We start from the raw sequence: 23,098 nt of genomic DNA, 5'->3' as shown, positions 1-23,098 counted from the left end.
AATGGAGCTATGGCAGTGAGTCAGGACAACATCAGGGAAGGTTTATTTACCCGAATGAATAAAGGTTGACTTGTTTGGGCAGATAAATTAAATCAAAGCTTTACTCTATTTCAAAACTCGCGAGGCATTGAAAATAGCGAATACTGCCACACCAACATCCGCGAACACAGCTTCCCAAAGCGTTGCTAATCCAATGCTGCCTAATCCAATAAAGATTGCTTTAATCATTAGCGCTATCACAATATTCTGCACAACAATTTGGCGGGTCTTCTGGGCAACTTTGATAGCCTCTGCCACCTTTGAAGGATCATCTGTCATTAACACCACATCGGCTGTCTCAATGGCAGCATCCGACCCCAGTCCTCCCATTGCTATGCCAATGTCAGCTCTGGCAATTACAGGCGCGTCATTGATGCCATCTCCCACAAACGCAAGTTTCTTTTTCCCAGCTTGATCTAGCAATTTCTCGATTTCATAGACTTTTCCTTCCGGTAGTAGTTCAGCAACAAATGCATCTAAACCAAGTTGATGGGCAACGGATTGGGCAACCACCTGGTTATCTCCCGTCAACATCACGATCTTTTCAACTCCCATACGCCTTAAGTCTCTGATGGCTTGAGCTGCATCAGCTTTGACCTCATCAGCAATCAGAATATATCCGGCGTAACATCCATCAACAGCTAAATGAACCACCGTACCTGCCACATTACAGGTATCATGTTTGATATTTTCTCGATGTAGGAGGCGATCGTTACCAGCAATCACCACATGATTTTCCACAATGGCGCGAATTCCATGGCCTGCGATCTCTTCATAGTTCGTCACTTTAGAGTCCGCGATCGGTTGGGCGTAAGTCTCCCGAATCGACAACCCGACTGGGTGGTTAGAATGAGATTCTGCATTTGCGGCTAGTCTTAGCAATTCAGCTTCAGAAAAACCATTCTTAGTAACGATCCGAGTAACATTGAACGTACCTTTCGTTAAGGTTCCAGTCTTATCAAACACAACAGTTTTAACCTCTGTAAGGGAATCCAAAAAGATAGAACCCTTGACTAAAATTCCTCGCGTGGCCGCTCCTCCAATCCCACCAAAATAGCCTAGCGGAATGCTAATGACCAATCCACAGGGACAAGAGATAACCAACAATACTAGAGCACGATAAACCCAATCAGAACGATCTGCACCAGGAATAAATAACGGTGGCAACAGAGCAACAACTAATGAGAGAAATACAACTATCGGGGTGTAGTAACGGGCAAATTTAGTAATAAATTTCTCAGTAGATGCCTTTTTGTTAGATGCATTTTCAACTAAATCGAGAATTTTCGCAATTGAGGATTCACCAAACAGCTTAGTCACTCGAATAGTCAGCATACCGGATTGGTTAATCATACCCCCAAGGATCGAGTCTCCTGGTTTTACCGTGCGCGGAACAGACTCTCCAGTCAGGGCTGAGGTATCCACCTGCGATCTTCCTTCTAAAATCTCCCCATCCAGCGGTATTTTTTCACCGGGCTTCACTAGAACCAGGTCTCCAACCTTCACCCTTTCTGGCGAAACCTGTCGAACTATGCCATTCAGTTTTAGATTCGCAGTATCGGGACGCACTTCCAGTAAAGCTCTGATGGAACGACGTGATCGCCCCACCGAGTATTCCTGAAATAGCTCTCCAACCCGAAAGAATAGCATCACGGCAACAGCTTCGGGTAGCTGATGAATCGCTAGTGCGCCCAAGGTGGCGATTGTCATTAAAAAGTTTTCGTCAAAAACCTGCCCTCGCAGAATATTACGTCCCGCCGTTTTGAGCACGTTCCAGCCACTCAACAGGTAGGCAGGAATAATCACTGCAAATTCAGCAGAGTTGTAGGGTGTGTTGTGTAAGGGCTGCTTAAAAATAATGGCAATAGCAAACAGGGCAATCGCAATCAGGACGGGTGGCAGTTCTTGCTTCAGCTTAAATTCACCAGAGCGGTGATTGTGACCATGCTCGTGCCCATCATCTGTATCCGGCTCTTCGTGAGAGTGTCCTTCAGCGTGAGAGTGATCTGCACCAGGATTGTGCTGAAGTCTTGCGGTTGTTTTAAGGGTGTAGCCCAGAGATTTGATCCGGTCTTGAATTGCGGCTTCGTTGACCTGTTCTGGGTCGTAGGTTACAACTAATCGCCCGGTTGCCACCGTCACCGCTGCCTCTGTTACCCCTCCCAGCCGTTCCAGGCTCCCTTCTATTTTCATCTTGCAGCCTATACAGTCCATGCCGTCGACCTGCATCTGCTGAGTTTTGAGCGATGGCGTTTGAGTCATAGTCATTGCCTACAGTAATTGCCCGCAACCGGAGGGTTTTCCAAATTGTAGATCAATTTCGGCAAATATATGAATGATTATTCATATATAAAATGATTCTCAGTTTCACCTCTATAATGAGGCTGAAAGCATTACTAGCTCATCCAAAGATCAACTTCATGACCAAACCCACTCAGGATGTAGAGTTTGCTCCCGATAATGCAGAAGTGCCGCAATGTGAGCAGCATTGCCCAGTCCATCTGGATCAGATTCGGCAAGTGCAGCCAGACATGCTGCCGTTGGATCGGGCACAGCAAATGGCAGAATTTTTTGGCACCTTAGCCGACCCCACTCGATTACGCTTACTTTCAGTGTTGGCAACTCAGGAGTTATGCGTTTGTGACTTAGCTACCGCGCTGAAGATGAGTGAATCTGCAGTGTCTCATCAGCTTCGTGTTTTGAGATCGCAGCGTTTGGTGAAATATCGCAAAGAAGGACGCAATGTTCATTACAGCCTTGCCGATCTCCATGTGGTCAACCTGTATCGAGAGGTAGCAGCGCATCTGAATGAAACGGAGTAACGAAAACATGACTGAAGCTCAAGTTCGTAAGCAATACAACCAACTAGCAACTGTGTATGACCAACGCTGGAGCAGTTATGTCTCTGGCACGCTGGAATTTCTCAGAAGTTGGTCAAGGCTCTCTCCAACAGACAAAGTGCTAGATGTCGCGTGTGGAACTGGAGAGTTTGAACGGTTAATCTTAGGGGAAAATCCAAGTCAACAGATAGTCAGTGTGGATATTTCAGTCTTATTCCAATGTTGATTTTTAACTTGCTTCTGTCACTGCCCTACCCTTCGATGATGCTAGTTTTGATACGGTCATCTCTGCTAATTCATTATCACTATTTTAATCATCCCAACGTTGAGCATGACGAACAGCAAGAGATTGGAACGGCGAAACTTAAAGAACATTATTCAGCGTTCAACTTTAGCGACTAAACAAGCTAACGGATCGAGAAGAACATCGATGAAACCAAATGCCAGCTAACAAACTTAGAACAAAAATTCCAGTGTAGTAGACAAGTGAAATCAACCGAGTAGAGAGCGGAGGCGCAATTCCTTCTACTTCCACTTCGTGGCTGACCGGTAGCATTGCGCTGCTGGCTGATACAATCTCCGCAACAACCTGATGAGGTGCACCATCAAAAAACTGCTCATTCCAAGTTATTTTGCCTTGAGCGTCAGTTTCACCCTGATAACCAAATATCTGTTTATTGTCCTCAAGGGCAATTGCTTTTGCGTTGACAATAACATTTGCTTCAGGATTTCCAGTTGTTGTGTTAACAACCTGAATAGTTTGGCTTGAGAGCTGCCCAACCATGGCTTGCTGATCCCCTGATAAACGAATTTCCAGATCCTGCGAACGTTGCACCGATGGACTCATTGCGGCTTGGGTCTCTCCATGATCATGAGCAGACATAAATTCTGCACTGATATTGACAAACAAGAGAACCGCAATTGCAACAACGGTAGCAGCACTGAGCAATAACCTTACGGGTTGAGGCGCAATTTCACCAGCTTGAACTATCTGCCTTCCTCCGATGATTAAGCCACTCCCGACTCCAGCAAAGATCAAAATGCCAATCAAAATAGTAGCATTTCTATACTTTACAAATCTTTCGGGCACTGAAAGCTGCAATGACTGCTCGAATGGCTCAAACGCACCTGTGACAAGAGGAGCCACTTGAACTTTCAAAGCATAATTCCCCCGAATTGGCATCACTTGCTCAAACTCTAGTTTGCCGCTCGGAGCTTTTGCACTCAGTTCAAGCAGTTGAGTTCCCTCTACGATCGGAAAATCAGAGGTAAACCAGGGCGTTTTTGCAGGGGTTAACAGTTGCAATTGAAACTGTGCGTTGGACAAGGGCTGTCCGATCGCATCAACGGCTTGTAATGCAACCCGAATCGGGGTTCCATCGGGAACGGCTTGACTCAAAGGCGGCTCAGTTTGGAACTGAACACTGGGCTGAGCGGCATGGGAAGGAAGGGGATGAAACCAGAGGACGACACAAATCAGGCTAGCTGAGAGAGCCAGACCAACATACTTTAAGTTTTTCATGATTAGCCTGCTAAATCTGGATGACGCTGTAATGACCCTAATGGCAAGCAACCGCTGCGGTGTTGTGTCGAGTGCTGTGCAGGGCATCATGCACGGGTGGGTAAGTGCTGAAATACAGTGTCCAAATAATAAGCGCACATAGGCTAGTCAACAAAGCCGCCTGAACTGGAACTGAAAGCGTAACTTGCTGAGTGCGCTGCCAAAGAGAAGTTGAACTGACCATATCTGTACCTCGCAGATAGATTGACTCACGGACTAGGATATCGGCGGGCATCCTGGCTTGGAGCGTCATTCTCTCCTCACAGTTGCGGGACAGCGACAGATTTGCACTGCTCTTTCCCCCTTGCGTCTAACGGCTGCTCCCCGGTAGAACCGACACAACAAGTTGAGAATACACCACTTTTGCGATCGCTGCTTTATTTTGTCATGGCAGGCTTGTGTGAAATCGGGGGCGGATACCTGGTTTGGCTGTGGGTACGGGAAGGCAAAAGCGGCTGGTTGGCATTGGTTGGGGCACTTTTACTCACTGCCTATGGATTTGTGGCAACGCTTCAACCTGCCAACTTTAGATGAGCCTACGTTGCCTATGGTGGAATTTTCATTATTCTCTCTATCATCTGGGGATGGAAAGTGGACAACATGATGCCTGATCGTATGGACTGGCTTGGAGCCGCAATTGCTTTAGTTGGTGTCTTGGTCATCATGTACGCCCCCAGAACTTAATTCCATTCGTTAATCCTGATTCAAGCTTGAGAAGCCGTCCTTCTCAGACTCTGTTCTCATTGAATCGCTCCCTGGAAGCATGAACTTTCCTAAAGGCTTTCTGAGCGTAGAAGGTAATACGGTTAATAATGAAAGGATTATGAAAAGACTATAACAATGGCACTCTCCGATCGTCCCCCTAGTTTGCCCGAGGTTCACCGCAGTATCTCGATTCCTGCTGCTAAAGGCTTTTGGCGCAAGATGTTGGCATTTGCGGGACCGGGCTACCTTGTTTCTGTCGGGTATATGGATCCTGGTAACTGGGCTACCGACATTGCAGGCGGCTCACGCTTTGGCTACACCTTGTTGAGCGTGATTCTGCTCTCAAACCTAATGGCAATTTTGCTGCAATCGCTGTGTGTGCGGTTAGGTGTTGCCACTGGAAAAGATTTAGCCCAGGCTTGTCGAGACTACTTCAGTCCGCGTGTCAGCTTCATGCTGTGGGTGTTGTGTGAGATTGCCATTGCTGCCTGTGATTTAGCTGAGTTATTGGGAAGTGCGATCGCCCTGCAACTGCTGTTTGGCATTCCGTTACTGTGGGGCGTGTGCCTCACTGCACTGGATGTGCTAGCGTTGCTATTCCTTCAAGGCAAAGGCTTTCGCTATGTAGAAGTGCTCATCATTATGCTGGTGGCAATCGTTGGCGTGTGTTTTGGCGCAGAAATTTTATTCTCTCGTCCTGATGTGGGCGGAATTTTACAGGGCTACTTGCCGAATCCGGAAATTTTGCGAAACCCAGGGATGCTTTACATTGCGATTGGAATTTTGGGTGCAACAGTGATGCCGCACAACCTGTATCTTCATTCATCGATCGTTCAGACTCGCTCCTGGCAACCTACACCCCAAAAGAAATGGGAGGCGATTAAGTTTGGCACGATTGATTCTACGGTTGCGTTGTCTTTTGCCCTGTTCATCAACTCTGCCATTCTAATTGTTGCCGCAGCGACTTTTCATTTCTCTGGTTATCACGAAGTCGCCGAGATTCAGGATGCTTATAAGCTGCTATCTCCTCTGCTCGGTGTCAGTGCTGCCAGCGCCATTTTTGGATTAGCGTTGCTGGCTTCTGGTCAAAGCTCGACATTGACAGCAACTTTGGCAGGACAGATTGTAATGGAAGGCTTTTTGAGATTTCGCCTGCCAGCCTGGTTGCGGCGGTTAGCCACTCGCTTGCTAGCAATTATTCCGGCTTTGATTGCGATCGTGTTTTTGGGTGAGCAAAGTACGGGGCAGTTGCTCGTTTTCAGCCAGGTGATATTGAGTTTACAGCTTTCATTTGCAGTAATTCCACTAGTGATGTTTACTAGCGATCGCTGCTTGATGGGTGAGTTTGTCAATCCTAAGTGGTTGAAAGTTGTGGCTTGGGCAGTTGCGACCATCATTGTTGCGCTAAATATTTGGCTACTTGTACAAACAATTATGGGTTGGCTCAACGTTTAAGTCACATCGCTACAGTGTCTCCATGATCTGGAGTAGGAAGCCATGACATTAAGCCAGAGTACCATCAGTGAGACTGTGTATATTGAAACCAGTATTTTGGGCTATCTCACAGCGAGATCTACGAAAAATCTAATCCTAGCTGCAAACATGGAGCTTACAAAAGATTGGTGGGAACTGCGCCGAAGTGATTTTTCTCTCTACACCTCGGAAGCTGTTTTGGATGAAGTAGCCCAGGGCGATCCTCTCATTGCACCCCAAAGACTGGCAATTTTGCGAAATATTCCACTCCCATCGTTAAACAAAGCGGTTGAGGATTTAGCAGTTCACTTTCTTGCTCTAAGTAGCCTTCCCGCCAAAGCAAAAGTAGATGTAATTCATATAGCGGCTGCAACTATTCACGGCATGGACTATTTGTTAACGTGGAATTGCAAGCATATCGCCAATGCACAAATTCAAGGAAAGTTGGCAGAAATTAGTCTCGCTTTTGGCTATGTCCTGCCAATTCTTTGCACACCCAACGAATTAATGGGAGATTAGCTGATGTGGACAGATGAAATTGTGGCTGAGATTCACAAAATTCGAGAAGACTATGCAAAATCCTTGAATAATGATTTGACGGCAATATTTGCTGACCTACGCAAAAAAGAGGCTGTAAGTGGCCGAGAAGTGGTGAACCTATCGCGCCGGCCTGGGGCAGCAAGCCGTTGGAGTGGACGGATCAAGGATGAATCCCATTCTGAGCATTAAGGCGTAAAGGTAAAGCGGCCATTAATTTTTTCACCACTTAGTAAAAATCTCTTGCCATTGAACTATTAGACTGTGTGTAGTTCTAGGCAGGGTTCACCAGGACAGTGATTAACTTCAACAAGCACATGATAAAGAGACGGAATGTGATTAATTAAACTCTTGTAATAGTCAGGATTCTGAGGATAATGAGTTACAAGAGATATTGTGGCTGCCAAATGATTTTCGCTGAGCTTCCAAATGTGCAAATCGGTGATACGATTGTCAGCATCTTGCTCAACTGCACTTATAATATCCAGCTTTATTTGTTTATCAATAGCTCCATCCAATAAGATAGAACCCGTTTCACGAACCAGGCCATATGCCCATCGTGCAATGACTAATGCTCCAACTAAACCCATAACTGCATCCATCCAAATCCAACCTAAAAACTTCCCGGATAATAGGGCAAAACTGGCAAAAATAGAAGTTAGTGCATCTGCTAAAACATGAATATAGGCAGCACGAAGATTATGGTCATGGTGATGATGATCGTGGGAATGATCGTGATTATCTTGCAACAGAAAAGCACTAGTCAGATTGACGACTAATCCAACAAAAGCGACATAAATGGCTTCATTGAATTGGATAGTTTGAGGCTGAAACAAACGAACAGATGACTCCACCGCAATGGCAAGAGCGATAACTGCAAGCACAATCGCGCTCGTAAACCCTCCCAAAACACTGACTTTACCAGTACCAAAGGTATATTTTGGATTGTTAGCATTTTTCCGGGCATATTGATAGGCAAACACTGCAATTCCGAAAGCTCCAGCATGTGTGGCCATGTGCCAACCATCAGCGAGTAGGGCTAGTGAACCAAAGACTGTACCAGCAATAATCTCGGCAATCATTGTTACTGCTGTGAGGAGAAGCACAATTTTAGTGTTTTTCTCTGCCTGATTGTGATTAATGGAAAAACTGTGAAGATGTTGCCATTTTTCAAGAGTATTGATGTGCATAGTAATTTCTGTACAGAGAGTGGAGATAATCTACAAGCAGATGAATGTGGTGATATTTAATGTACCTAATTATGAACTCATTACTCGCGTTGGAATTGCAGAATCAGGAACATTTCTAGCTTGGATATTAGGGTGTAAAGGTAAACCGGCCGTTGACTTTTTCCCCTTGAATATCCGAGAGAACAACCAAACGATATTCTCCCGCAGGTGCATCTGTCAGGTAAGCCGTGTAGTGTTTATCGGTATCACTGTATTGAAAGTCCAAGGTTTTCTGGCTGCCATCAGGGAGTTGCAACTGACCGACAACTTTTGCACCTGCAACCGGAGCATGATCCAGGCCCTGTTGGACAAAAAAATCAATGTGCAAACCGGCCGGTTCTCTCCCGACCAGCAACTCCAAATGATACTTACCTGTCTCAACCACTTGTCCCCCTTCGCCATGACCATCTGAGGGTTCAGCATTCGTGACTGAATTGTTGGCTTCCATTGAGGGCGTGGGACTAGGGCTAGACATTTCTGGGGACGGACTAGCTGGAGATGGAGATGAACTGGTTGTGTCCGAACTGCCACCACAGGCACTAAAGATGAAAGCCAAGCCCATGACCATAATTACCGATAAAATTTTGACTTGCATGATGTCGTTCCTCACAAAAATTAAATAGGGTGATTATTGAGAAAATTAGGGCACTTGACTAACGTTCAGCGGCTCGCCTGGGCCTGGTGGGTTAAACTCCTCTAGTTCAGGTTCCAGCGCAGTTTTGGGCAGGAAGTAGCGACCAAACTGGGCATAGAGGGCCGGTAACACCAGCAAGGTTAAGGCCGTGGAGGTGAACAGCCCCCCCAGCACCACAATCGCCAAGGGTTGCAGCACTTCTTTCCCCGCCCCCGTTCCCCAGGCCAAGGGCAACATCCCCAACGCCGAAGTCAAAGCCGTCATCAAAATGGCCACCAAGCGTTCCATCGAACCTGCCGCAATCACCTGTTTCAGAGGCAAGCCCAAGGCAAACTTTTGGTTGTAGTTATCCACCAATAGCAAGCCATTCCGCACTGCCACCCCAAATAAGGTAACAAAGCCCACCAGAGACGAAACAGAAATCACCGCTCCTGTCACGGCAATGGCAAACACCCCCCCCGCCAACGCCAGGGGCAAATTAATCATGATCATCAGCATGGCCGGGATAGATTTAACGGCGAAGTACATCAAAATTGCAATGATGACAATTGCCAGGCCCCCGTAGAGGATCAAGTTTTGGGTTGCCCGCTCTTCCGATTCAAATTGGCCACCGTATTGAATCACATAGCCACTGGGGACGGTGACGGTTTCAGCAATCTTGGCTTGAATCTCATTCACCGCTGAACGTAAATCCCGTCCTGAAACATTACTGGAAACGACTAACAAACGAGAGACATTTTCCCGATTGATGGTGTTGGGGCCGGTGTCGTAATTCACTTGCGCGACTTGGGCAAGAGGGATTTTGCTACCCGTTGGGGTTGAAATCAGCAAGTTCCGAAACGTCTCGATATTGTTACGGGCTTCCGGTTGCAGCCAAACGACTAAATCAAAAAGCTGCTGCTCCTGTAAGACCTGGGAGACTACCCGCCCGTTAAAGGCTGTTTCAATGGTTTCGGCTAATTGCCCCACAGTTAAGCCATAGCGACTGGCCTGGGCCCGATCAAACTGGATTTGGACTTGCCGAATCGGGACTTGCGGTTCCAGTTGTAAATCCACCAGGCCAGGAATATCTCGCATCGCAGCTTCTACGTCTTGTCCAATTTGCCGCAATTGGTTGAGGTCAGGGCCAAAAATTTTGACGGCAATAGCACTCCGCACCCCGGACAGTACCTCGTCCATCCGATGGGAGATAAAACCACCAATATTGGGTGCAACACCAGGTAGTTTATTAAACTCTTCCCGAATCGTCTCAATACTACCTTCTCGGTCTTTAATCCCCAAATCGCTGAGTTCCACATCTAAATGGCCTAGATTTACCCCACCAGCATCGCTATCCCCAGGCGCACGACCGGCCCGCAACTGCACCGAGCGAAATCTGGGATCATCCTTGAGCGCATCTTGCATGGCCAGGCCAACCCGATTAGTCGCTTCTAGAGAACTGCCGGGATAGAGCAACATGGCATTGACCAGGGAACGCTCTTGAAACTCTGGCAAAAAGACCCGCCCCAGCATTGGCAAAATCAGCATCGCCGCCAGAAATAGGCCCAAGGCAATGTAGAGAATTCGTTTGGGCTTGTGAATCGCAAGATTGAGCAGGGGACGATAAAACCGTTGCGAAAAAGCACTCACCCATGTTTCATCACTCGGAAGTTGCCGGGGAGCTAAGAGAAAGGCACACAGGGCTGGGGAAAGCGTCATTGCCACAAATGTGGAAGCCAAAATCGAGACAAGGTAAGCGACTCCCATCGGGGCAAAAATCCGCCCTTCCACCCCAGTTAGGGTAAAAATGGGGGCAAAGACAACCACAATAATCACGGTGGAAAAAATCACACTGGTGCGGACTTCGACCGAGGTGTCATAAACCACTTGCAGCGGGTGTTTGGGATTGCCCTGGGCCTGGTTTTCCCGCAGCCCCCGATAGCAGTTCTCCATATCCACAATCGAGTCATCCACCACCGAACCAATGGCGACGGCCAAGCCCCCTAAGGTCATCGTGTTAATCCCTTGCCCCAGGCCATTCAGGATCAACAAACCAATTAAGACGGAGAGGGGAATGGCACTGAGGGTAATCACCGCTGTTCGCCAATTCATCAGAAAGAGAAGCATCACCACCGAGACAATAATGATCCCGTCACGCAAAGAATCCCGCACATTATCAGTTGCAGCGGCAATAAAATTTTCCTGGCGAAAGGTCTCAATCACCTCCACATCCTCAGGTAAACCGGCTTTGATGGCAGCCATTGTCCGTTCAACATCCCGTGTCACGGTCGGGGTATCGGCCTGGGGTTGCTTATCAATCACCATAACGACTGCTCGTTGCCCATTGACACTGCCATCCCCTCGGGCCAAGGCCGCCCCAATTTGGACTTGAGCGACATCCCCTAACCGAATCGGGACACCATTGCGAGAAGTAATCACCGAGTTAGCTAAATCTTCCAGGCTCTCAATCCGCCCAATGCCCCGAATAATTTCTTCCTGGTCTGGGCCGATCAAAAATCCCCCCGCGCCGTTGAGATTGGCTTGTTCGGCCGCCAGCGTCACATCGTCCAGGGAAACATCAAAGGCCTGGAGTTTAGCTGGATCTACTAAAACTTGATATTGGCGAATATCTCCCCCATAGGTCAGGACATTGGAGACTCCTGGAACTGCCAAGAGTTGATTCGTGATGGTGCGATCCACCAGGCGGCGGACTTCCATCAAATCAGTTGTTGGAGTAGCTCCGTCCTCATTTTTCACCGTCAGGGCGTACATCAGAATTGTCCCAATCGGAGAGGAAATGGGCGAGATAGCTGGGGTTTCAACGCCTGCGGGTAACTTCGTTTGGGCCTGTTGCAGGCGTTCTGTGACTAGCTGCCGGGCCCGGTAAACATCTGTATCCCAACTAAAAATTGCTCGAACCACTGAAATCCCCACCGCCGAGGAAGAGCGCACAGTTTCAATGCCGGGTGTGCCGTTAATCGCACTTTCAATCGGTAATGTCACCAGGGACTCCACTTCTTCTGGGGCCAGGCCTGGCGCTTCCGTTTGAATTTCCACTTGCGGTGGGGCAAACTGGGGAAAGACATCCAAGGGCATCTGGGTGAGGTTGTAGCTCCCCAAAATCGTCACGATGATGGCCCCGATGACCACCAGCCAACGTTGGGCAATTGACCACTTCAAAATTCCATTGAGCATCGTCCGCTCTCACTGCTCCAAAAACGTTATGAAGTCAAAGAAGGGGGTAATCTCCAACCATTACTCCCGATGCGAGCCTTCTAAGATGTGGGGTTCTTCTGAGACATACCCCGGTAACAGGCCGGGTGGGGTGAGCGCGTTTCTATGGCGTTCTTGACGAGTTGCCCAGGCCAGGCCGGCCCAAAACATTCCCCCGGCAATGCCAATCGTGCCTAGCCCAGCAAAGACAAAGACCCACCAGGGAAATGCCTCATCGCTATGAGCTTCAGCCTCACCTGCTGGCCCTTTATTGCCCCGGAGCGATTGGGTATAAAGCTGATTCGCCCGCTCCGTCACCACCAAGTCCCCGGCAAATAACCCTGAGGTAATTTCGATCCAGTCTCCTGAACGCCGTCCAGTTTCAATTTCCACGGGTTCATAGGCTGCTCCATTTTCGACAAACACAATTTGGCGTTTATCGTTGGTTTCGACTACGGCCGAGGTTGGTACCACCAGCACTGGATTAGCCGTGGCCCCGGTGAGAATGTCTAAATTGACAAACATTCCCGGCCGGAGTTGCCCCGCAGCATTATTCAATTCAACGACGACAGGCACCGCCCGACTATCTCCAGCCACAACCGGATCAATCACTGTGACTCGCCCCTGGAATTGCTGATTCGGTAAATTACTCGCCTGCCCCTCAACCCGTTGGCCCACTGCAACCTGGTCTAAATCCTTTTCATATAAATTTGCTCGCACTTGTACCTGTGAGGTATTGACTACCGTTAAAATCGGTTCCCCGGCATCCTGACGCGACTCTCCCAAACGGACAGCGCGACTATCGGCAGCATCAGGTAAGGTCACTACACCTGAAATCGGGGCTGTGATGGTAATTGTGCCATTGGCATTCGCTTGTGTTCCCAGTTGCCGCAGACGGGTTTTGTAGGTGCGCTGACTCAGGGTGACTTGGCGTTGCGCCTCCTGTAATCTGGCCTGGGCCTGTTTGAGTTGGGTGGCAGCGGTGGCAACATTCAAACGACTTTCGGCCCGACTCAGGTTGGCTTTGGCAGTGGCAAGTTCACTGGCGGAGGTGAGGGATTGACGGCGGGGTAAGGCTCCAGCAACCACTAGCTCTTGATCTCGGTCGTTACTTTCTTGGGCTAAAGCATAGGCCGTGCGGGCTTCGGCGATCTCTTGTTGCGAAATAATTTGTTGTTGGCGGTAATTTTCTTGGGCTAGTTGGACATCGGCCTCGGCCTGGTTGACGGCGGCGATGGCTTCATTTTGGCGATCCAAGGCCTCGGTACTGAGTTGGGCTAGTTCGGGGCTGCTCATAACCGCTAAGGGTTGTCCGGCTTTGACGGCCTGGCCTGGGGTGACCAATAATTTAACAACCGTTCCCCCAACGGGCATCGTAACTGAAACCGCTTGGTTAGGCAGCGCTTCCACGGTTCCGGTAACAGGAATCCCCAAGGGCAAGACTCTCTGCTCAACGGGACTGACTTTTATCCCTAACCGTTGCTTGACCTCTGCATCCAACTTCACCGCCGCCGCAGACTGAGCCGCCTCACTTTCAGCAAACTCATCTCCATGCCCACCATGACTGAGAGCAGGAATGGGATAAAACAGAAACAGGGTCATCAGGGCCAAACCTAAGGACTGATGAGGTAATCGGGCTTTAACCCAAAAAGGCATTTAATGTTCTCCCATGAAACCAAAGCGGACAAGCAATACCTAAGAGTCTGATGGATGATTATGAAATAGAGATGAAATTAAGCAGTCGTGGAGACAGTGCTATCAGGACTAAGGGGATAAGAACGCGCCAAGGGTAACTCCACGGTAAACGTACTCCCCAGACCCACCTGACTGACCACACTTAACCGCCCCTGATGATACTGAGCGATGGATTGAGCAATCGCCAACCCCAGTCCAGTCCCCCCCGTTGCCCGTGACCGATCTTGATTGACCCGATAAAATCGTTCAAAAATCCGAGCCTGAGCCGCTACTGGAATCCCTGGGCCATGGTCTGTGACGTTGATCTGGGCCATCTGTTTATGCTCTTGCAATGAAATAAGGATTTCACCGTGTTCTCGGCTGTAGTGAATCGCATTAATAATTAGATTTCCCATCAGCCGATATAAATCATCTTCATGGCCCATAACCTCTAACTCTTTAGTGGCACTAAACCTGACCTGGAGAGATTTTTCCCAAGCCATCGCTGAAAATTCTTCAATCAGGTCTGCAAGAATCACATTTAGATTACAGGGTTGAAAATCAGAAGGCGTTGTAGTCAAATCTAGGCGAGTGAGTAACATCAGGTCTTGAATTAACCCATTCAGTCGCAGGTTTTGACGATGGAGAGTTTGAAAAATACCTTGTTTTTCTGGGTTAGTATTTGCCTCATCAATTAAAGCAGTTTCCAAGGTGGCTTGCATCGCAGCAATGGGCGTTCTTAATTCATGGGCCGCATCAGCGGTAAATTGCTGAATTTTGATGTAGGAATCAGTAACAGGTCGCATGGCAATTCCTGCTAACCACCAACTTGCCAAGCCGATGCCCAGAACTGCAATCGGGTAGCCAATACTCAAGAAGATCAATAATGTATGTAAATAGGCTTTGGAATGGTCAAGGCTACGACCAACTTCTAAATAGCCCCAGGCCTGGCCTTTAACTGTTTTTAGTCGTAACGTTACGGCATAAACGTTTGCATGATGATTAGTAAGAAAAGATACAGCAGTATGTGGCTCCACCCTGGATTTCAGGTGTAACTGAGTCGTGGCAATTAGGGTTTTAGATAAATCCCAAAAATTGACATAATAACCACTTTGATTAATTACACTTAAAACATGAATTCGAGGCACTCGACTTAAGGCATTGCATTGATTAACAACAATACAAAGATTAGGGATTAGTCGCTCTACATCTGGCTCAATTTGTCCGGGTTGAGTTAAAACTGGCTCTAAACCATCATGCAATGTTCCGGCAATGGAGACGAGTTCACGGTGCAGAGATTCCTGCTGGTTATAGGCTTCAAGTTTATAAACTGCAACACTACACAGGCCCAAGATTAGGCTCATAACCGTTGTGTAATATCCTGCAAGTTTAAGTTTTGTTTGGCGAAATAACTGTTTCTCACTCATTAGCATTTAGTTGATTTACGTTTGTCAGTAATGCCAAATAAGTACCCCTTAGCTCCAATTTTGAAACAGATTCAGAAAATTTACCCTATGACTAAAACTTGTTGGCTCAATAATACAGAAGATTTGATATTAGAATGGTACAGTGAAAAGTCGTATTTCTCCTATCTGAGAAAGAGTTTCACGTGCCAGATGGAGGCCGAAACTGGTGTAACTGGAGTGTAATGTCAGTCTAGCTCGGCCATCAAGCTCTTAACCTCCGTCCCGTCCAGGCCACCCGTCCAATCACAGCAAAATCGGTCAACTCTGCCTGCTCGGACACCTCAAAAGGTGGGTAGGCCGGATTATCACTCACCACTAACACCCGATGCCCCGGTTGAAGTAATAATCGTTTCACCATCAAAAGCGCATTACACCGAATCAGATAAATGCCCTCAAACAACAGCTCCGGTAACCGCTTGGTAAATAACAACATATCGCCATGCTGTAAGGTCGGCTCCATCGAATCACCCCGCACCGTCAACACCCCTGCATCCTGTGGCTTCACCTTTAACTCCTGCTCTACCCAGGCCAAATCCAAAGAAAGAGCATCCACCGCCGCCTCACCATCCAGAAACGTTCCCACTCCTGCTCATAGCGAATCAAACTCCGCTGACTAATGCCCAATAAATCCGCCAACACCTGCCGACTTCGCTTCCCCCGTAACTGCCGTAACCGCTGCCCAATCCCTCCAAGCTCTGCACACCCTAGAGCAACAGTATGGGCGCATCTTAACGCGGTGGCAGTTTGGCAAACCCCGCACCACTCTCACTGCTAACGAAGTGAGCCGCATCATCGCTTACTGCCAACCGCTCATGTCCCACCCCACCCCCTACCCCTTGTCCCCCACTCTCTGCCTGGAACTGAACCAAGGCAACGTCTGGGCCGTCCGCATTGACTGTCGCAACGAACTCGAAGCCCATCGGATTTATAAATGGGCCGTCAGTCAATCAGCCCTAGTTACTCTGCAACCCCATGACCAAGGCTGGTGGGTACGCTGCTGGGGCCTCAACCCTAGAGCCTGGAAAACCGTCCTCTCCCCTCAAGCCAGCTAACCCCAAATAAAACAAAGAAAAACAAAAAAATAAATTGAGATTCTGTCTTTCAGTCGGGTGAACTCAAACCAACAAAAAAAATGTCGACATTACCCAATGCAATGGTTCTTGAACCCACGCAGGAGATGGAATCATGACAATCTTTCATGTCTATCTCTATCAACTCCCCGCTACCGATTTGGCCCTAGCTTTACTCCTGCGAGCCTGTCGGTTACAAAACAAAACTGCCCTGGATAAACTCGTCGCCAGCTTCTGCCATAGCTTTGGCATCCCCTACTTCACCGACTGGTTAATCAATGAAGGGATGGTACACCTCAGCGAAACAGAAAAAGAATGGCTCTGGAGCATCATGCGTGAATTGCACCCACCGACACCGTAACCATCTTCAAAAAAGTCAAAACTCAATATCAATGAATTGTCTTTCAGAGGTTATGACGTTAATCAACCATCAATATGACTGAAGATGAAATCTATCAAAGCCATCAAAAACGAGATTTACAGATTCAAACACAACTCCAACAGTTTCAACACAACCCGCAGCGAGTTAAGTATTGGGCAGGGGGGTTAAGCCTAACTGAAGGGACACAATTCCTCATTCAACATGGCTATCACTGGCTCATAGACATCATTGCCAGTTGGCAACCCATCCTCAAACTGAAGAACAAGGACGAATTTCAAGTCTGGACACTAGAAATCAATCTGGACACTAAAGCTGGAAAACTCATGGCAACCGATGGAGAATCAACCATCGCCCAACAAGACATTCAGCATTGGAACACTTCCATCAAGTCCATCACCGTAATTATTAACAACAAGGACGTACTTCTACCTTCCGAGTACGAAGGGCTGGACTTCCCCTAGAACAAACCAGTTACTATGCAATTGTCCTACGGCATCAACAGCACTAGGACAACAATATGTCACTGATTTATAACTACCAAAATGCGTCTCGGATTCTCGGAGTCGCCCCAGAAAATATTGAAAAAGTGGAGGAATGGTTCAAAACAGTTTGGGTAAAGGTCAAAGACCAATCACCCATACTCATTAGCAAAAAGAAATTTGCTGAAATGTTTGTCGAATATCGACAGCAAGGCAGTCATAGCCTAAAGCCAGTCAAACTCTCAGAGCATCGGTATGGGGTTCGCAATGCCACAAACCCTCACATCGCTTACCAAGTTCTGCTGAATGGGCCAAGTGTGGAATGTACCTGTCCCGACTACGAAAAACAGAAAAAAGTGTGGAAAAAAGGATGTTGCAAACACATCTACAGCGTGATCCGTGCCATTGGTTTCAATTCACTCAAGGATTACGAACAGTCTTTCAGTCTCAATGTCATTAAGGAGGAAAACCCCTGTGTTCACTAACGTATTTGAAGCACCACCAATGGACGGAATCATTTACATCCCTGGACGGCCACGCCAGTATCGTGCCGATTGTAAAGCCGGACAATTCAAAATCGGTGACTCCAAAATGGTTGGGCCAAAGCTGGAGATGGAAATCATCGGATTCCGGGCCATCGAAGGCGAACTGTTCAACTATCCCTACCAGCAATGGGTCGAAATCCTGTTCGTGCGAGAGAATGTCGTTTCTCAAATCCTGATCAAAACGGAATCACTGGATAACTTCACCAACTACTACCTGGAACTAGCCCAACAACAGCTAAATGTTGGCATGGGAATCACCGTGGCCCGGATGGCCAAACGCTCTAACGATACAGGCAACTACTACGCCGTAGAGTTTGAGTTTCAAAACAGCAAGCCAGAACGGATTGAAGAACTGCAACTGTTCGCCTCCGAACATGAAATCTACTCCGCTCGGTTAAATGCAACCACCACTCCGACCACACTTCCCGGCTCGACCGAGGATACAGAAGTCGGGCCATTCTAAACCCGTCATGCCCCTGGCCGTCCGGGGGCATCTTAAAAAAAACGATAGAAATTTAAATTAACAAAACCCTATTAAAACCTTCGTGACAATGCTCTTAATAAAAAAAGGTGATGAAATTAATCTACGGTTCATTTTGGAAAGACCCCGCTGAGATCGTTGTCCCAACCGTGACAACCAACAGCGTCATCAAAAAAGATGGAACCCTCGTCATGGGAAAAGGAACGGCCTTGGAAGCGGCCAACCGTGACCCATCTATCCCAGGTTTGGCCGGTGACTATATTCAAAGAACGTGCGGCAACCTTGGCTTTTACGGATTTATCATCGTCAATGGAATCGGTCTATTTCAATCCAAAACCGATTGGAAAGAACCCAGTACCCTATCCCTGATCCAACAGTCAGCTACTGTACTTCAGGAATTTATTGAAACCACTGGAGGGAAAGTCGTGGTGGCCATGCCTATCCCCGGTACTGGACTCGGCGGACTAAATAAAGAGGATGTTCTCAATATCCTTAAAACGTTGCCTGATACAGTCCACATTTACGAGTGGTGGTAAAAGAAACTCATCGTGTTGTTCTCAACTGGAAATTCTGTGAATACTCTAATCCACAACATTAGCATTGCAAATCGCAACCTTGACCTCGCCTTCGAGGCCATGAAAAAAACGGCATCAAACGATGACCTCCGAAACTTGATCGACATGGCCGTTGAATACAAAAAGGCCAAATCCAAGCTCAATCAGGCAGGACTGACAGTAGTGACCGAATCTAAAGAACTATGCTCCGCCTGTATGTAAGCATCCACAAAAATTAAAAGTGTTCTAGGGGTGAGTCCTACTCTTAGAACAGCCGCCCCTCCAGTTGTCGCCCCGGCACCCCACCCAGGCGATCAAGTTAGTTACCCCTAGAACAAGTTTTTAAGAAAGGGGTTGCTTTCCCCTAGAACATCTCCCATAAGATGTCGAAAAAAGAGGACAAAAAAATGAAATGGAAATGGTGGAAACGTCCTTCGGGGGAGGGTGTCGTTACAAAAAACAAAAAAATGACTCCAACAACAAAAGAAGCAGCAATCGCTACAACCGCTGCTGGCAAAGAATTGATCATCTCTACAACTGAAACCATCGTCACCTTGGTTAAATTCACCTTCCAAGTCTGTGTTCTCACCTACAACTTGGGTCAAGACGCTCGGATCGAGTTTGAAAAAGGTCGGCACTATCTCAATACTTGGTTGGCCGAGCAAGAGCGAAAAAATGCCAAATTGTTAGCCGCTGCTACCGAAGTCACAAGCTCAGAAGCTACCACCATCGAAGATGCTGAAGTGGAAGCTGAAGCTGAATCCGAAGCCGATCTCAACGAATTAACCTTAAAGCAATTAAAAGAATTGGCTGAAGGGTTAAATATCGAGAACTACAAACGGTTGCGGAAATCCGAGTTAATCAAAGCTCTGGAGGCTCATAAAACTCAGACGGAACCCCAGGAATCACAAGGGAATACCGACCAAAACGAGCCGCAAACTGATACACAAACCCATCCGGGTCAGTCAGACGAACCTCTTGAAAGCCAAGCGCATCACACAGTTGTCCCCAGCTATGGCTTAGTCGGCGCACCAGTAGGTTAACCAACGTTTCAGAAGGGCATGACACCAACAATGTGCTACCCGAAATTTCCACTTCGCATTGATGCAATAGCTGTCTCGTCATGGGATCCAATGACGAGGCGAAGCGTTGCATTAGAAAAACGTAAAAAAGCTGTTCAAGATCAGCAACGTCCATACGGCACAAGTAGATTTAGGACTCTACCAATGTACTACTTAAAGCAAGTCGTTGAATGCCATGGCCGACCCTATGAAGAATGGGGTTACGAACCTGACGAACCCGAAGAACCGGAAACATCAAAGCCTGAAGAAATAACCAATCCAGACGAACAGTGGGAAGAAAAGGAAGATGAATGGTAACAAAAAATATTCCGAAATCGAATGCAAAGTATCGGTAAGACTCCTTAATGCTCTTGGAAGAATCTCAGAACAAAAGTGGAGATGGGGAAAAGGAGTATTAGAGAAAGTAATCCTGAAACCCTGCCAAATGAAACCGACTTACAACATCCATCTCAAGTATTCCTTCCCACCTGATTACGGAGACTAGAACCAATGACAATCTCATTAGGCGACATCGTAAAACTCAACAAGCCATATCGAGAGTTCGAGTTTGGAATTGTTGTAGAAATATTAGATCAGGAGACAGTAAGCCTTCACCTTTACAACGAAAAGGGAAATATCTACCTAATCCCTAAAAATATTCCCCGATATGTGGACTTCAAAACAGGTCAGATCACACTGTATAAAATCGCAGAGGAGAACGGGTACAAGACAAAGGAAACAGCCGCTTACCCTGAACCCATAATCAAGCACCTGGGAACCAAAACTAACCCAATCAACAAAAACATCAAGCATCAATTCCAAGTTGAAACAAAACCTGGGCAAAAATTGTTTGTCAACATCGGAGAGCAATCAGTCTATACCAACACACTCAGATTTGAAGTGATCGAAAAACCCATTCAAGAGGAAAACTAAATGTCTGAAATGACAGAGACAATCCAGAAAATCAAAATTGGAGGGTCAAAATCCACGATCTGGCTGAACCGCTATATGCAGGACGGCAGCATCGAGGAAGTCCAGTTTCACGTTCGGGGAAAAGTACACCCCGACTTGCAGGACAGTCTAAACCAACTCATGAGCATCCTGATCGAAGAGACTCGGCTGGCCGATGACTGGAACGAAGGCGCAATCATTGGCCTCAATCTCAAACCGCAGGGAGAAGAAGGCTATGGCATCCAAGCAACCGCCAAGCTAGAAGTCGAGCGAACCATCAGCATCAACTCTCGAACCATCCAAGCCTACGAAATACCCCAACACCAAGCCACCATCAAGAAAATCATCAAAGAGTGTGAGGCCTGCATCAATGGCAAACGAGGGGATAAATGAGCGAATCCCTCTCAGACCTCCAACGCATTGCAGAAACTAAACACGGCGAGTACGCCTATTGTCTCGCCTGTCGCTACGGCAACCCAAGAACTAAGGACGCATGGCGTAAAGCCATCGAACACCCCACCCCATCCCCCACCCAACAAGCTGAAACGATCACCTGGCAACAAAGCCTCAGAAAGAAATTTCCTTGGCTACCACCAGTGGGATAACAACTACGGTCAGACTGCCCTATCAACATAACCTTAAGGAGAAAACCATGACCATTCTTGAACTGAGTAGTGACCTTGTTGACCTGAAAGAAGAAGTGACCTTCTGCCACGATTCAGAAGATGCCGAAGAACTCATGTCCAGCTACCTGATCGAATGTGTAGATGGAGCCAAAGACCACAAACGGCTCGATAACTATGTCGCCCTAATCAGCGAGTTTGAACGGCAAGCCGAAGCCCGAAAAAAAGAAGCAGAACGCCTCAATACCCTGGCCAAGATTGATGAGAGCCTCAGCAAACGGCTTCGCACCGCCCTAAAAAATCACCTGGAAAACATTGGACTTCGGAAAATCAGCACGGAGCGGTACAACATCAACATCGTCAAAAGCGGAGGGCTAAAACCACTCATCCTTGACCCTGACCTTGACCCAGACGACCTACCTGAACCCTACAAGGTCACACTAATTAACCCAGATAAAGTCGCCATCCGGGCCGCACTGGAAGCCGGGGAATCATTACCCTTTGCCAGCCTGGGCGAACGTTCCGAAACACTCCGTATTCAATAGGAGAACCCATCATGCTTGAACGCACCATCTACCAAGGCTACGAGATTGAAACCTGGGAGACAGAGCTTGGCTATGGAGCCAGTATTGACCTGGGCCACCGAGTCTTCACACTGACGACCGAAGCCATCAATCGGAAACAGGCACTTAAAGAAGCCAAACAAATTATTGACAATATTGTTCAAGGCCATAGACGCACCTACCAAAATGCCCATTGATAGACGCAAATACCCAAAAAACTGGAAGTCCATTGCCCATACCATCAAGCACAATGCCAACTGGACGTGCCAAGATTGTGGGCGGCCATGTCGCAAACCAGGCGTTCCCTGGAAAGTCTTTATTCACTGGCTCTGTGACTATCCCGATAAACGCTGGATCAAAGACACCCTCGAAAACGACCAAGAAAAAGTACAACGGTTCACCCTAACCGTGGCCCACCTCAACCATCGCCCCCAAGATAACCGCATCGAAAACCTGAAAGCCCTATGCCCCAAGTGCCACCTTGCCCATGACATGGAACACCACATCGCCAATGCCAAAGCAACCCGCCGCCGTAAACGGGAGCGATATTTCCAACAAATTGGACAGAAAAGTATTGACTTCCCCTAGAACAAATAGGGTTAAATATTCAGAACGAAGCCAAACTCATTAAGGTCAAACTGAAATGCAAACGCATCAGGGCAAACAAAAAAGACCTGAACAAAGCCTAATGACTGACAACGCTGGCCTAATGACTGATTCAAGCAAGTGGATAACTTGATGGCCACCTGATCCGAAGGACAACCCACCACCAATGAAGAACCAGATTTTGATACCCGACAACCACGCAACAAATAAGCCGTACTACCATCCAACCGCTCTAGCACACGACTCATTACAACTTCAGAAAATAAACGGCTAAACTCGTCCATTCGGAATCAGTAGGTTAAGGATACATTAAGTTTACCCAAAAGAAGGAGGAACACCAAACAGTCCCATTCAAAGAATCGTTAGACCTAACTAATCAATAGTTTAACGAAATTGAGAGAATTAAAATAATCAAGCCCATTCCATCATTGTT

General features: G+C 47.5%; 29 protein-coding genes, 1 pseudogene and 1 riboswitch. Of the genes and pseudogenes, 20 read left to right on the top strand and 10 right to left on the bottom strand.

From position 1 onward, the window contains the following. Nucleotides 1-105: 105 nt before the first annotated feature. Nucleotides 106-2,301 (bottom strand): heavy metal translocating P-type ATPase, encoded by a 2,196-nt coding sequence (locus SYN6312_RS13370; protein WP_015125416.1) that lies wholly within the window; start codon nt 2,299-2,301, stop codon nt 106-108. Nucleotides 2,302-2,459: 158 nt separating this feature from the next. Here SYN6312_RS13370 and SYN6312_RS13365 point away from each other — a divergent pair, with 158 nt between their 5' ends. Both SYN6312_RS13365 and SYN6312_RS18420 read left to right on the top strand, forming a co-directional pair. Further along, nucleotides 2,460-2,861 carry a helix-turn-helix transcriptional regulator gene (locus tag SYN6312_RS13365; RefSeq protein WP_015125415.1) on the top strand — a complete coding sequence of 134 codons (402 nt, stop codon included), beginning with the start codon at nt 2,460-2,462 and terminating at the stop codon, nt 2,859-2,861. A gap of 7 nt (nt 2,862-2,868) precedes the next feature. Further along, entirely contained in the window at nt 2,869-3,105 is a 237-nt protein-coding gene (locus SYN6312_RS18420; protein WP_156804805.1) for a hypothetical protein, read from the top strand. A 165-nt stretch (nt 3,106-3,270) separates the two neighbouring features. Here SYN6312_RS18420 and SYN6312_RS13355 read toward each other — a convergent pair whose 3' ends face one another. Continuing rightward, nucleotides 3,271-4,401: a hypothetical protein gene (locus SYN6312_RS13355; RefSeq protein WP_015125414.1), complete on the bottom strand. Its 1,131-nt coding sequence runs from the start codon at nt 4,399-4,401 to the stop codon at nt 3,271-3,273. Between the two features lie 37 nt (nt 4,402-4,438). After that, complete coding sequence (locus SYN6312_RS19075; RefSeq protein WP_015125413.1) at nt 4,439-4,693, bottom strand: CbtB domain-containing protein; 255 nt, start codon at nt 4,691-4,693, stop codon at nt 4,439-4,441. Beyond that, nucleotides 4,649-4,793, bottom strand: a riboswitch (cobalamin riboswitch). Its footprint overlaps the gene before it by 45 nt. A 10-nt stretch (nt 4,794-4,803) precedes the next feature. Here SYN6312_RS19075 and SYN6312_RS19070 point away from each other — a divergent pair. The 4 genes and pseudogenes from SYN6312_RS19070 to SYN6312_RS13340 all read left to right on the top strand — a co-directional run bounded on the left by SYN6312_RS19070 (nt 4,804) and on the right by SYN6312_RS13340 (nt 7,347). Continuing rightward, nucleotides 4,804-5,124, top strand: a pseudogene (locus SYN6312_RS19070) (YnfA family protein). A gap of 156 nt (nt 5,125-5,280) precedes the next feature. Continuing rightward, nucleotides 5,281-6,600 carry an Nramp family divalent metal transporter gene (locus tag SYN6312_RS13350; protein WP_015125412.1) on the top strand — a complete coding sequence of 440 codons (1,320 nt, stop codon included), beginning with the start codon at nt 5,281-5,283 and terminating at the stop codon, nt 6,598-6,600. A 63-nt stretch (nt 6,601-6,663) separates the two neighbouring features. Continuing rightward, nucleotides 6,664-7,137 carry a type II toxin-antitoxin system VapC family toxin gene (locus tag SYN6312_RS13345; RefSeq protein ID WP_041431567.1) on the top strand — a complete coding sequence of 158 codons (474 nt, stop codon included), beginning with the start codon at nt 6,664-6,666 and terminating at the stop codon, nt 7,135-7,137. Between the two features lie 3 nt (nt 7,138-7,140). After that, nucleotides 7,141-7,347 carry a hypothetical protein gene (locus tag SYN6312_RS13340; RefSeq protein WP_015125410.1) on the top strand — a complete coding sequence of 69 codons (207 nt, stop codon included), beginning with the start codon at nt 7,141-7,143 and terminating at the stop codon, nt 7,345-7,347. Between the two features lie 65 nt (nt 7,348-7,412). On the opposite strand, the gene dmeF is transcribed toward SYN6312_RS13340, so the two are convergent. The 6 genes from dmeF to SYN6312_RS13310 form a co-directional block, all read right to left on the bottom strand. After that, nucleotides 7,413-8,345 carry a CDF family Co(II)/Ni(II) efflux transporter DmeF gene (dmeF, locus tag SYN6312_RS13335; RefSeq protein WP_015125409.1) on the bottom strand — a complete coding sequence of 311 codons (933 nt, stop codon included), beginning with the start codon at nt 8,343-8,345 and terminating at the stop codon, nt 7,413-7,415. Between the two features lie 127 nt (nt 8,346-8,472). Then, nucleotides 8,473-8,979 (bottom strand): hypothetical protein, encoded by a 507-nt coding sequence (locus tag SYN6312_RS13330; protein ID WP_015125408.1) that lies wholly within the window; start codon nt 8,977-8,979, stop codon nt 8,473-8,475. 45 nt (nt 8,980-9,024) lie between these two features. After that, nucleotides 9,025-12,192: a CusA/CzcA family heavy metal efflux RND transporter gene (locus SYN6312_RS13325; RefSeq protein ID WP_015125407.1), complete on the bottom strand. Its 3,168-nt coding sequence runs from the start codon at nt 12,190-12,192 to the stop codon at nt 9,025-9,027. Between the two features lie 60 nt (nt 12,193-12,252). Continuing rightward, a complete protein-coding gene (locus SYN6312_RS13320) occupies nt 12,253-13,866 on the bottom strand; it encodes an efflux RND transporter periplasmic adaptor subunit (protein WP_015125406.1) in 1,614 nt (537 codons plus the stop codon). 77 nt (nt 13,867-13,943) lie between these two features. After that, a complete protein-coding gene (gene rppB / locus SYN6312_RS13315; RefSeq protein ID WP_015125405.1) occupies nt 13,944-15,311 on the bottom strand; it encodes a two-component system sensor histidine kinase RppB in 1,368 nt (455 codons plus the stop codon). 241 nt (nt 15,312-15,552) lie between these two features. Then, nucleotides 15,553-15,933 carry a S24 family peptidase gene (locus tag SYN6312_RS13310; protein ID WP_015125404.1) on the bottom strand — a complete coding sequence of 127 codons (381 nt, stop codon included), beginning with the start codon at nt 15,931-15,933 and terminating at the stop codon, nt 15,553-15,555. 229 nt (nt 15,934-16,162) lie between these two features. Here SYN6312_RS13310 and SYN6312_RS13305 point away from each other — a divergent pair, with 229 nt between their 5' ends. The 14 genes from SYN6312_RS13305 to SYN6312_RS13240 all read left to right on the top strand — a co-directional run bounded on the left by SYN6312_RS13305 (nt 16,163) and on the right by SYN6312_RS13240 (nt 22,647). Beyond that, nucleotides 16,163-16,402: a hypothetical protein gene (locus SYN6312_RS13305; RefSeq protein WP_015125403.1), complete on the top strand. Its 240-nt coding sequence runs from the start codon at nt 16,163-16,165 to the stop codon at nt 16,400-16,402. Nucleotides 16,403-16,535: 133 nt separating this feature from the next. Beyond that, nucleotides 16,536-16,781, top strand: coding sequence for a hypothetical protein (locus tag SYN6312_RS13300; RefSeq protein WP_015125402.1), 246 nt, complete (start codon nt 16,536-16,538; stop codon nt 16,779-16,781). 74 nt (nt 16,782-16,855) lie between these two features. Continuing rightward, nucleotides 16,856-17,263 carry a DUF6876 family protein gene (locus tag SYN6312_RS13295; RefSeq protein WP_015125401.1) on the top strand — a complete coding sequence of 136 codons (408 nt, stop codon included), beginning with the start codon at nt 16,856-16,858 and terminating at the stop codon, nt 17,261-17,263. A gap of 56 nt (nt 17,264-17,319) precedes the next feature. Next, on the top strand, nt 17,320-17,766 hold the full coding sequence (locus tag SYN6312_RS13290; RefSeq protein ID WP_015125400.1) for an SWIM zinc finger family protein: 447 nt from the start codon (nt 17,320-17,322) through the stop codon (nt 17,764-17,766). Nucleotides 17,767-17,872: 106 nt separating this feature from the next. Beyond that, nucleotides 17,873-18,289, top strand: a complete 417-nt coding sequence (locus tag SYN6312_RS13285; protein ID WP_156804803.1) for a hypothetical protein — start codon at nt 17,873-17,875, stop codon at nt 18,287-18,289. 110 nt (nt 18,290-18,399) lie between these two features. Further along, complete coding sequence (locus tag SYN6312_RS13280; protein ID WP_015125398.1) at nt 18,400-18,843, top strand: hypothetical protein; 444 nt, start codon at nt 18,400-18,402, stop codon at nt 18,841-18,843. Between the two features lie 485 nt (nt 18,844-19,328). Next, a complete protein-coding gene (locus SYN6312_RS13270; protein WP_172636059.1) occupies nt 19,329-19,904 on the top strand; it encodes a Rho termination factor N-terminal domain-containing protein in 576 nt (191 codons plus the stop codon). A gap of 18 nt (nt 19,905-19,922) precedes the next feature. Continuing rightward, nucleotides 19,923-20,240 (top strand): hypothetical protein, encoded by a 318-nt coding sequence (locus tag SYN6312_RS19915; protein ID WP_156804801.1) that lies wholly within the window; start codon nt 19,923-19,925, stop codon nt 20,238-20,240. Between the two features lie 192 nt (nt 20,241-20,432). Continuing rightward, nucleotides 20,433-20,855 (top strand): hypothetical protein, encoded by a 423-nt coding sequence (locus SYN6312_RS13260; protein ID WP_015125395.1) that lies wholly within the window; start codon nt 20,433-20,435, stop codon nt 20,853-20,855. After that, the gene (locus tag SYN6312_RS13255) at nt 20,856-21,266 is read left to right on the top strand and encodes a hypothetical protein (protein WP_015125394.1); all 411 of its coding nucleotides are present in this window, start codon (nt 20,856-20,858) and stop codon (nt 21,264-21,266) included. Beyond that, entirely contained in the window at nt 21,263-21,478 is a 216-nt protein-coding gene (locus SYN6312_RS19910) for a hypothetical protein (RefSeq protein WP_015125393.1), read from the top strand. The genes SYN6312_RS13255 and SYN6312_RS19910 overlap by 4 nt, the downstream gene beginning before the upstream one ends. Nucleotides 21,479-21,525: 47 nt before the next feature. Continuing rightward, nucleotides 21,526-22,041: a siphovirus Gp157 family protein gene (locus tag SYN6312_RS13250; RefSeq protein WP_015125392.1), complete on the top strand. Its 516-nt coding sequence runs from the start codon at nt 21,526-21,528 to the stop codon at nt 22,039-22,041. A gap of 11 nt (nt 22,042-22,052) precedes the next feature. Next, on the top strand, nt 22,053-22,256 hold the full coding sequence (locus SYN6312_RS13245; protein WP_015125391.1) for a hypothetical protein: 204 nt from the start codon (nt 22,053-22,055) through the stop codon (nt 22,254-22,256). Beyond that, the gene (locus SYN6312_RS13240; protein ID WP_015125390.1) at nt 22,246-22,647 is read left to right on the top strand and encodes a hypothetical protein; all 402 of its coding nucleotides are present in this window, start codon (nt 22,246-22,248) and stop codon (nt 22,645-22,647) included. Before SYN6312_RS13245 ends, SYN6312_RS13240 begins: the two co-directional genes overlap by 11 nt. Before the next feature lie 11 nt (nt 22,648-22,658). On the opposite strand, the gene SYN6312_RS13235 is transcribed toward SYN6312_RS13240, so the two are convergent. Next, on the bottom strand, nt 22,659-22,949 hold the full coding sequence (locus tag SYN6312_RS13235) for a hypothetical protein (RefSeq protein ID WP_015125389.1): 291 nt from the start codon (nt 22,947-22,949) through the stop codon (nt 22,659-22,661). Nucleotides 22,950-23,098: the final 149 nt, after the last annotated feature.

Source organism: Synechococcus sp. PCC 6312 (assembly GCF_000316685.1).
In the GTDB taxonomy this organism is placed as follows: Bacteria; Cyanobacteriota; Cyanobacteriia; order Thermosynechococcales; family Thermosynechococcaceae; genus Pseudocalidococcus.
This window is presented reverse-complemented; position numbering and strand designations above follow the sequence as displayed.

What these genes read in the sequence shown, in the direction of transcription:
- SYN6312_RS19915 (WP_156804801.1), top strand. Translation starts at nt 19,923, where the DNA reads ATGACACCAACAATGTGCTACCCGAAATTTCCACTTCGCATTGATGCA.
- SYN6312_RS19910 (WP_015125393.1), top strand. Translation starts at nt 21,263, where the DNA reads ATGAGCGAATCCCTCTCAGACCTCCAACGCATTGCAGAAACTAAACAC.
- SYN6312_RS18420 (WP_156804805.1), top strand. Translation starts at nt 2,869, where the DNA reads ATGACTGAAGCTCAAGTTCGTAAGCAATACAACCAACTAGCAACTGTG.
- SYN6312_RS13355 (WP_015125414.1), bottom strand. Translation starts at nt 4,401, where the DNA reads ATGAAAAACTTAAAGTATGTTGGTCTGGCTCTCTCAGCTAGCCTGATT.
- rppB (WP_015125405.1), bottom strand. Translation starts at nt 15,311, where the DNA reads ATGAGTGAGAAACAGTTATTTCGCCAAACAAAACTTAAACTTGCAGGA.
- dmeF (WP_015125409.1), bottom strand. Translation starts at nt 8,345, where the DNA reads ATGCACATCAATACTCTTGAAAAATGGCAACATCTTCACAGTTTTTCC.
- SYN6312_RS13235 (WP_015125389.1), bottom strand. Translation starts at nt 22,949, where the DNA reads ATGGACGAGTTTAGCCGTTTATTTTCTGAAGTTGTAATGAGTCGTGTG.
- SYN6312_RS13295 (WP_015125401.1), top strand. Translation starts at nt 16,856, where the DNA reads ATGACTGAAGATGAAATCTATCAAAGCCATCAAAAACGAGATTTACAG.
- SYN6312_RS13300 (WP_015125402.1), top strand. Translation starts at nt 16,536, where the DNA reads ATGACAATCTTTCATGTCTATCTCTATCAACTCCCCGCTACCGATTTG.
- SYN6312_RS13280 (WP_015125398.1), top strand. Translation starts at nt 18,400, where the DNA reads ATGAAATTAATCTACGGTTCATTTTGGAAAGACCCCGCTGAGATCGTT.
- SYN6312_RS13305 (WP_015125403.1), top strand. Translation starts at nt 16,163, where the DNA reads ATGTCCCACCCCACCCCCTACCCCTTGTCCCCCACTCTCTGCCTGGAA.
- SYN6312_RS13260 (WP_015125395.1), top strand. Translation starts at nt 20,433, where the DNA reads ATGACAATCTCATTAGGCGACATCGTAAAACTCAACAAGCCATATCGA.
- SYN6312_RS13290 (WP_015125400.1), top strand. Translation starts at nt 17,320, where the DNA reads ATGTCACTGATTTATAACTACCAAAATGCGTCTCGGATTCTCGGAGTC.
- SYN6312_RS13245 (WP_015125391.1), top strand. Translation starts at nt 22,053, where the DNA reads ATGCTTGAACGCACCATCTACCAAGGCTACGAGATTGAAACCTGGGAG.
- SYN6312_RS13250 (WP_015125392.1), top strand. Translation starts at nt 21,526, where the DNA reads ATGACCATTCTTGAACTGAGTAGTGACCTTGTTGACCTGAAAGAAGAA.
- SYN6312_RS13285 (WP_156804803.1), top strand. Translation starts at nt 17,873, where the DNA reads ATGGTTGGGCCAAAGCTGGAGATGGAAATCATCGGATTCCGGGCCATC.
- SYN6312_RS13270 (WP_172636059.1), top strand. Translation starts at nt 19,329, where the DNA reads ATGACTCCAACAACAAAAGAAGCAGCAATCGCTACAACCGCTGCTGGC.
- SYN6312_RS19075 (WP_015125413.1), bottom strand. Translation starts at nt 4,693, where the DNA reads ATGACGCTCCAAGCCAGGATGCCCGCCGATATCCTAGTCCGTGAGTCA.
- SYN6312_RS13255 (WP_015125394.1), top strand. Translation starts at nt 20,856, where the DNA reads ATGTCTGAAATGACAGAGACAATCCAGAAAATCAAAATTGGAGGGTCA.
- SYN6312_RS13350 (WP_015125412.1), top strand. Translation starts at nt 5,281, where the DNA reads ATGGCACTCTCCGATCGTCCCCCTAGTTTGCCCGAGGTTCACCGCAGT.
- SYN6312_RS13340 (WP_015125410.1), top strand. Translation starts at nt 7,141, where the DNA reads ATGTGGACAGATGAAATTGTGGCTGAGATTCACAAAATTCGAGAAGAC.
- SYN6312_RS13330 (WP_015125408.1), bottom strand. Translation starts at nt 8,979, where the DNA reads ATGCAAGTCAAAATTTTATCGGTAATTATGGTCATGGGCTTGGCTTTC.
- SYN6312_RS13325 (WP_015125407.1), bottom strand. Translation starts at nt 12,192, where the DNA reads ATGCTCAATGGAATTTTGAAGTGGTCAATTGCCCAACGTTGGCTGGTG.
- SYN6312_RS13320 (WP_015125406.1), bottom strand. Translation starts at nt 13,866, where the DNA reads ATGCCTTTTTGGGTTAAAGCCCGATTACCTCATCAGTCCTTAGGTTTG.
- SYN6312_RS13370 (WP_015125416.1), bottom strand. Translation starts at nt 2,301, where the DNA reads ATGACTCAAACGCCATCGCTCAAAACTCAGCAGATGCAGGTCGACGGC.
- SYN6312_RS13365 (WP_015125415.1), top strand. Translation starts at nt 2,460, where the DNA reads ATGACCAAACCCACTCAGGATGTAGAGTTTGCTCCCGATAATGCAGAA.
- SYN6312_RS13240 (WP_015125390.1), top strand. Translation starts at nt 22,246, where the DNA reads ATGCCCATTGATAGACGCAAATACCCAAAAAACTGGAAGTCCATTGCC.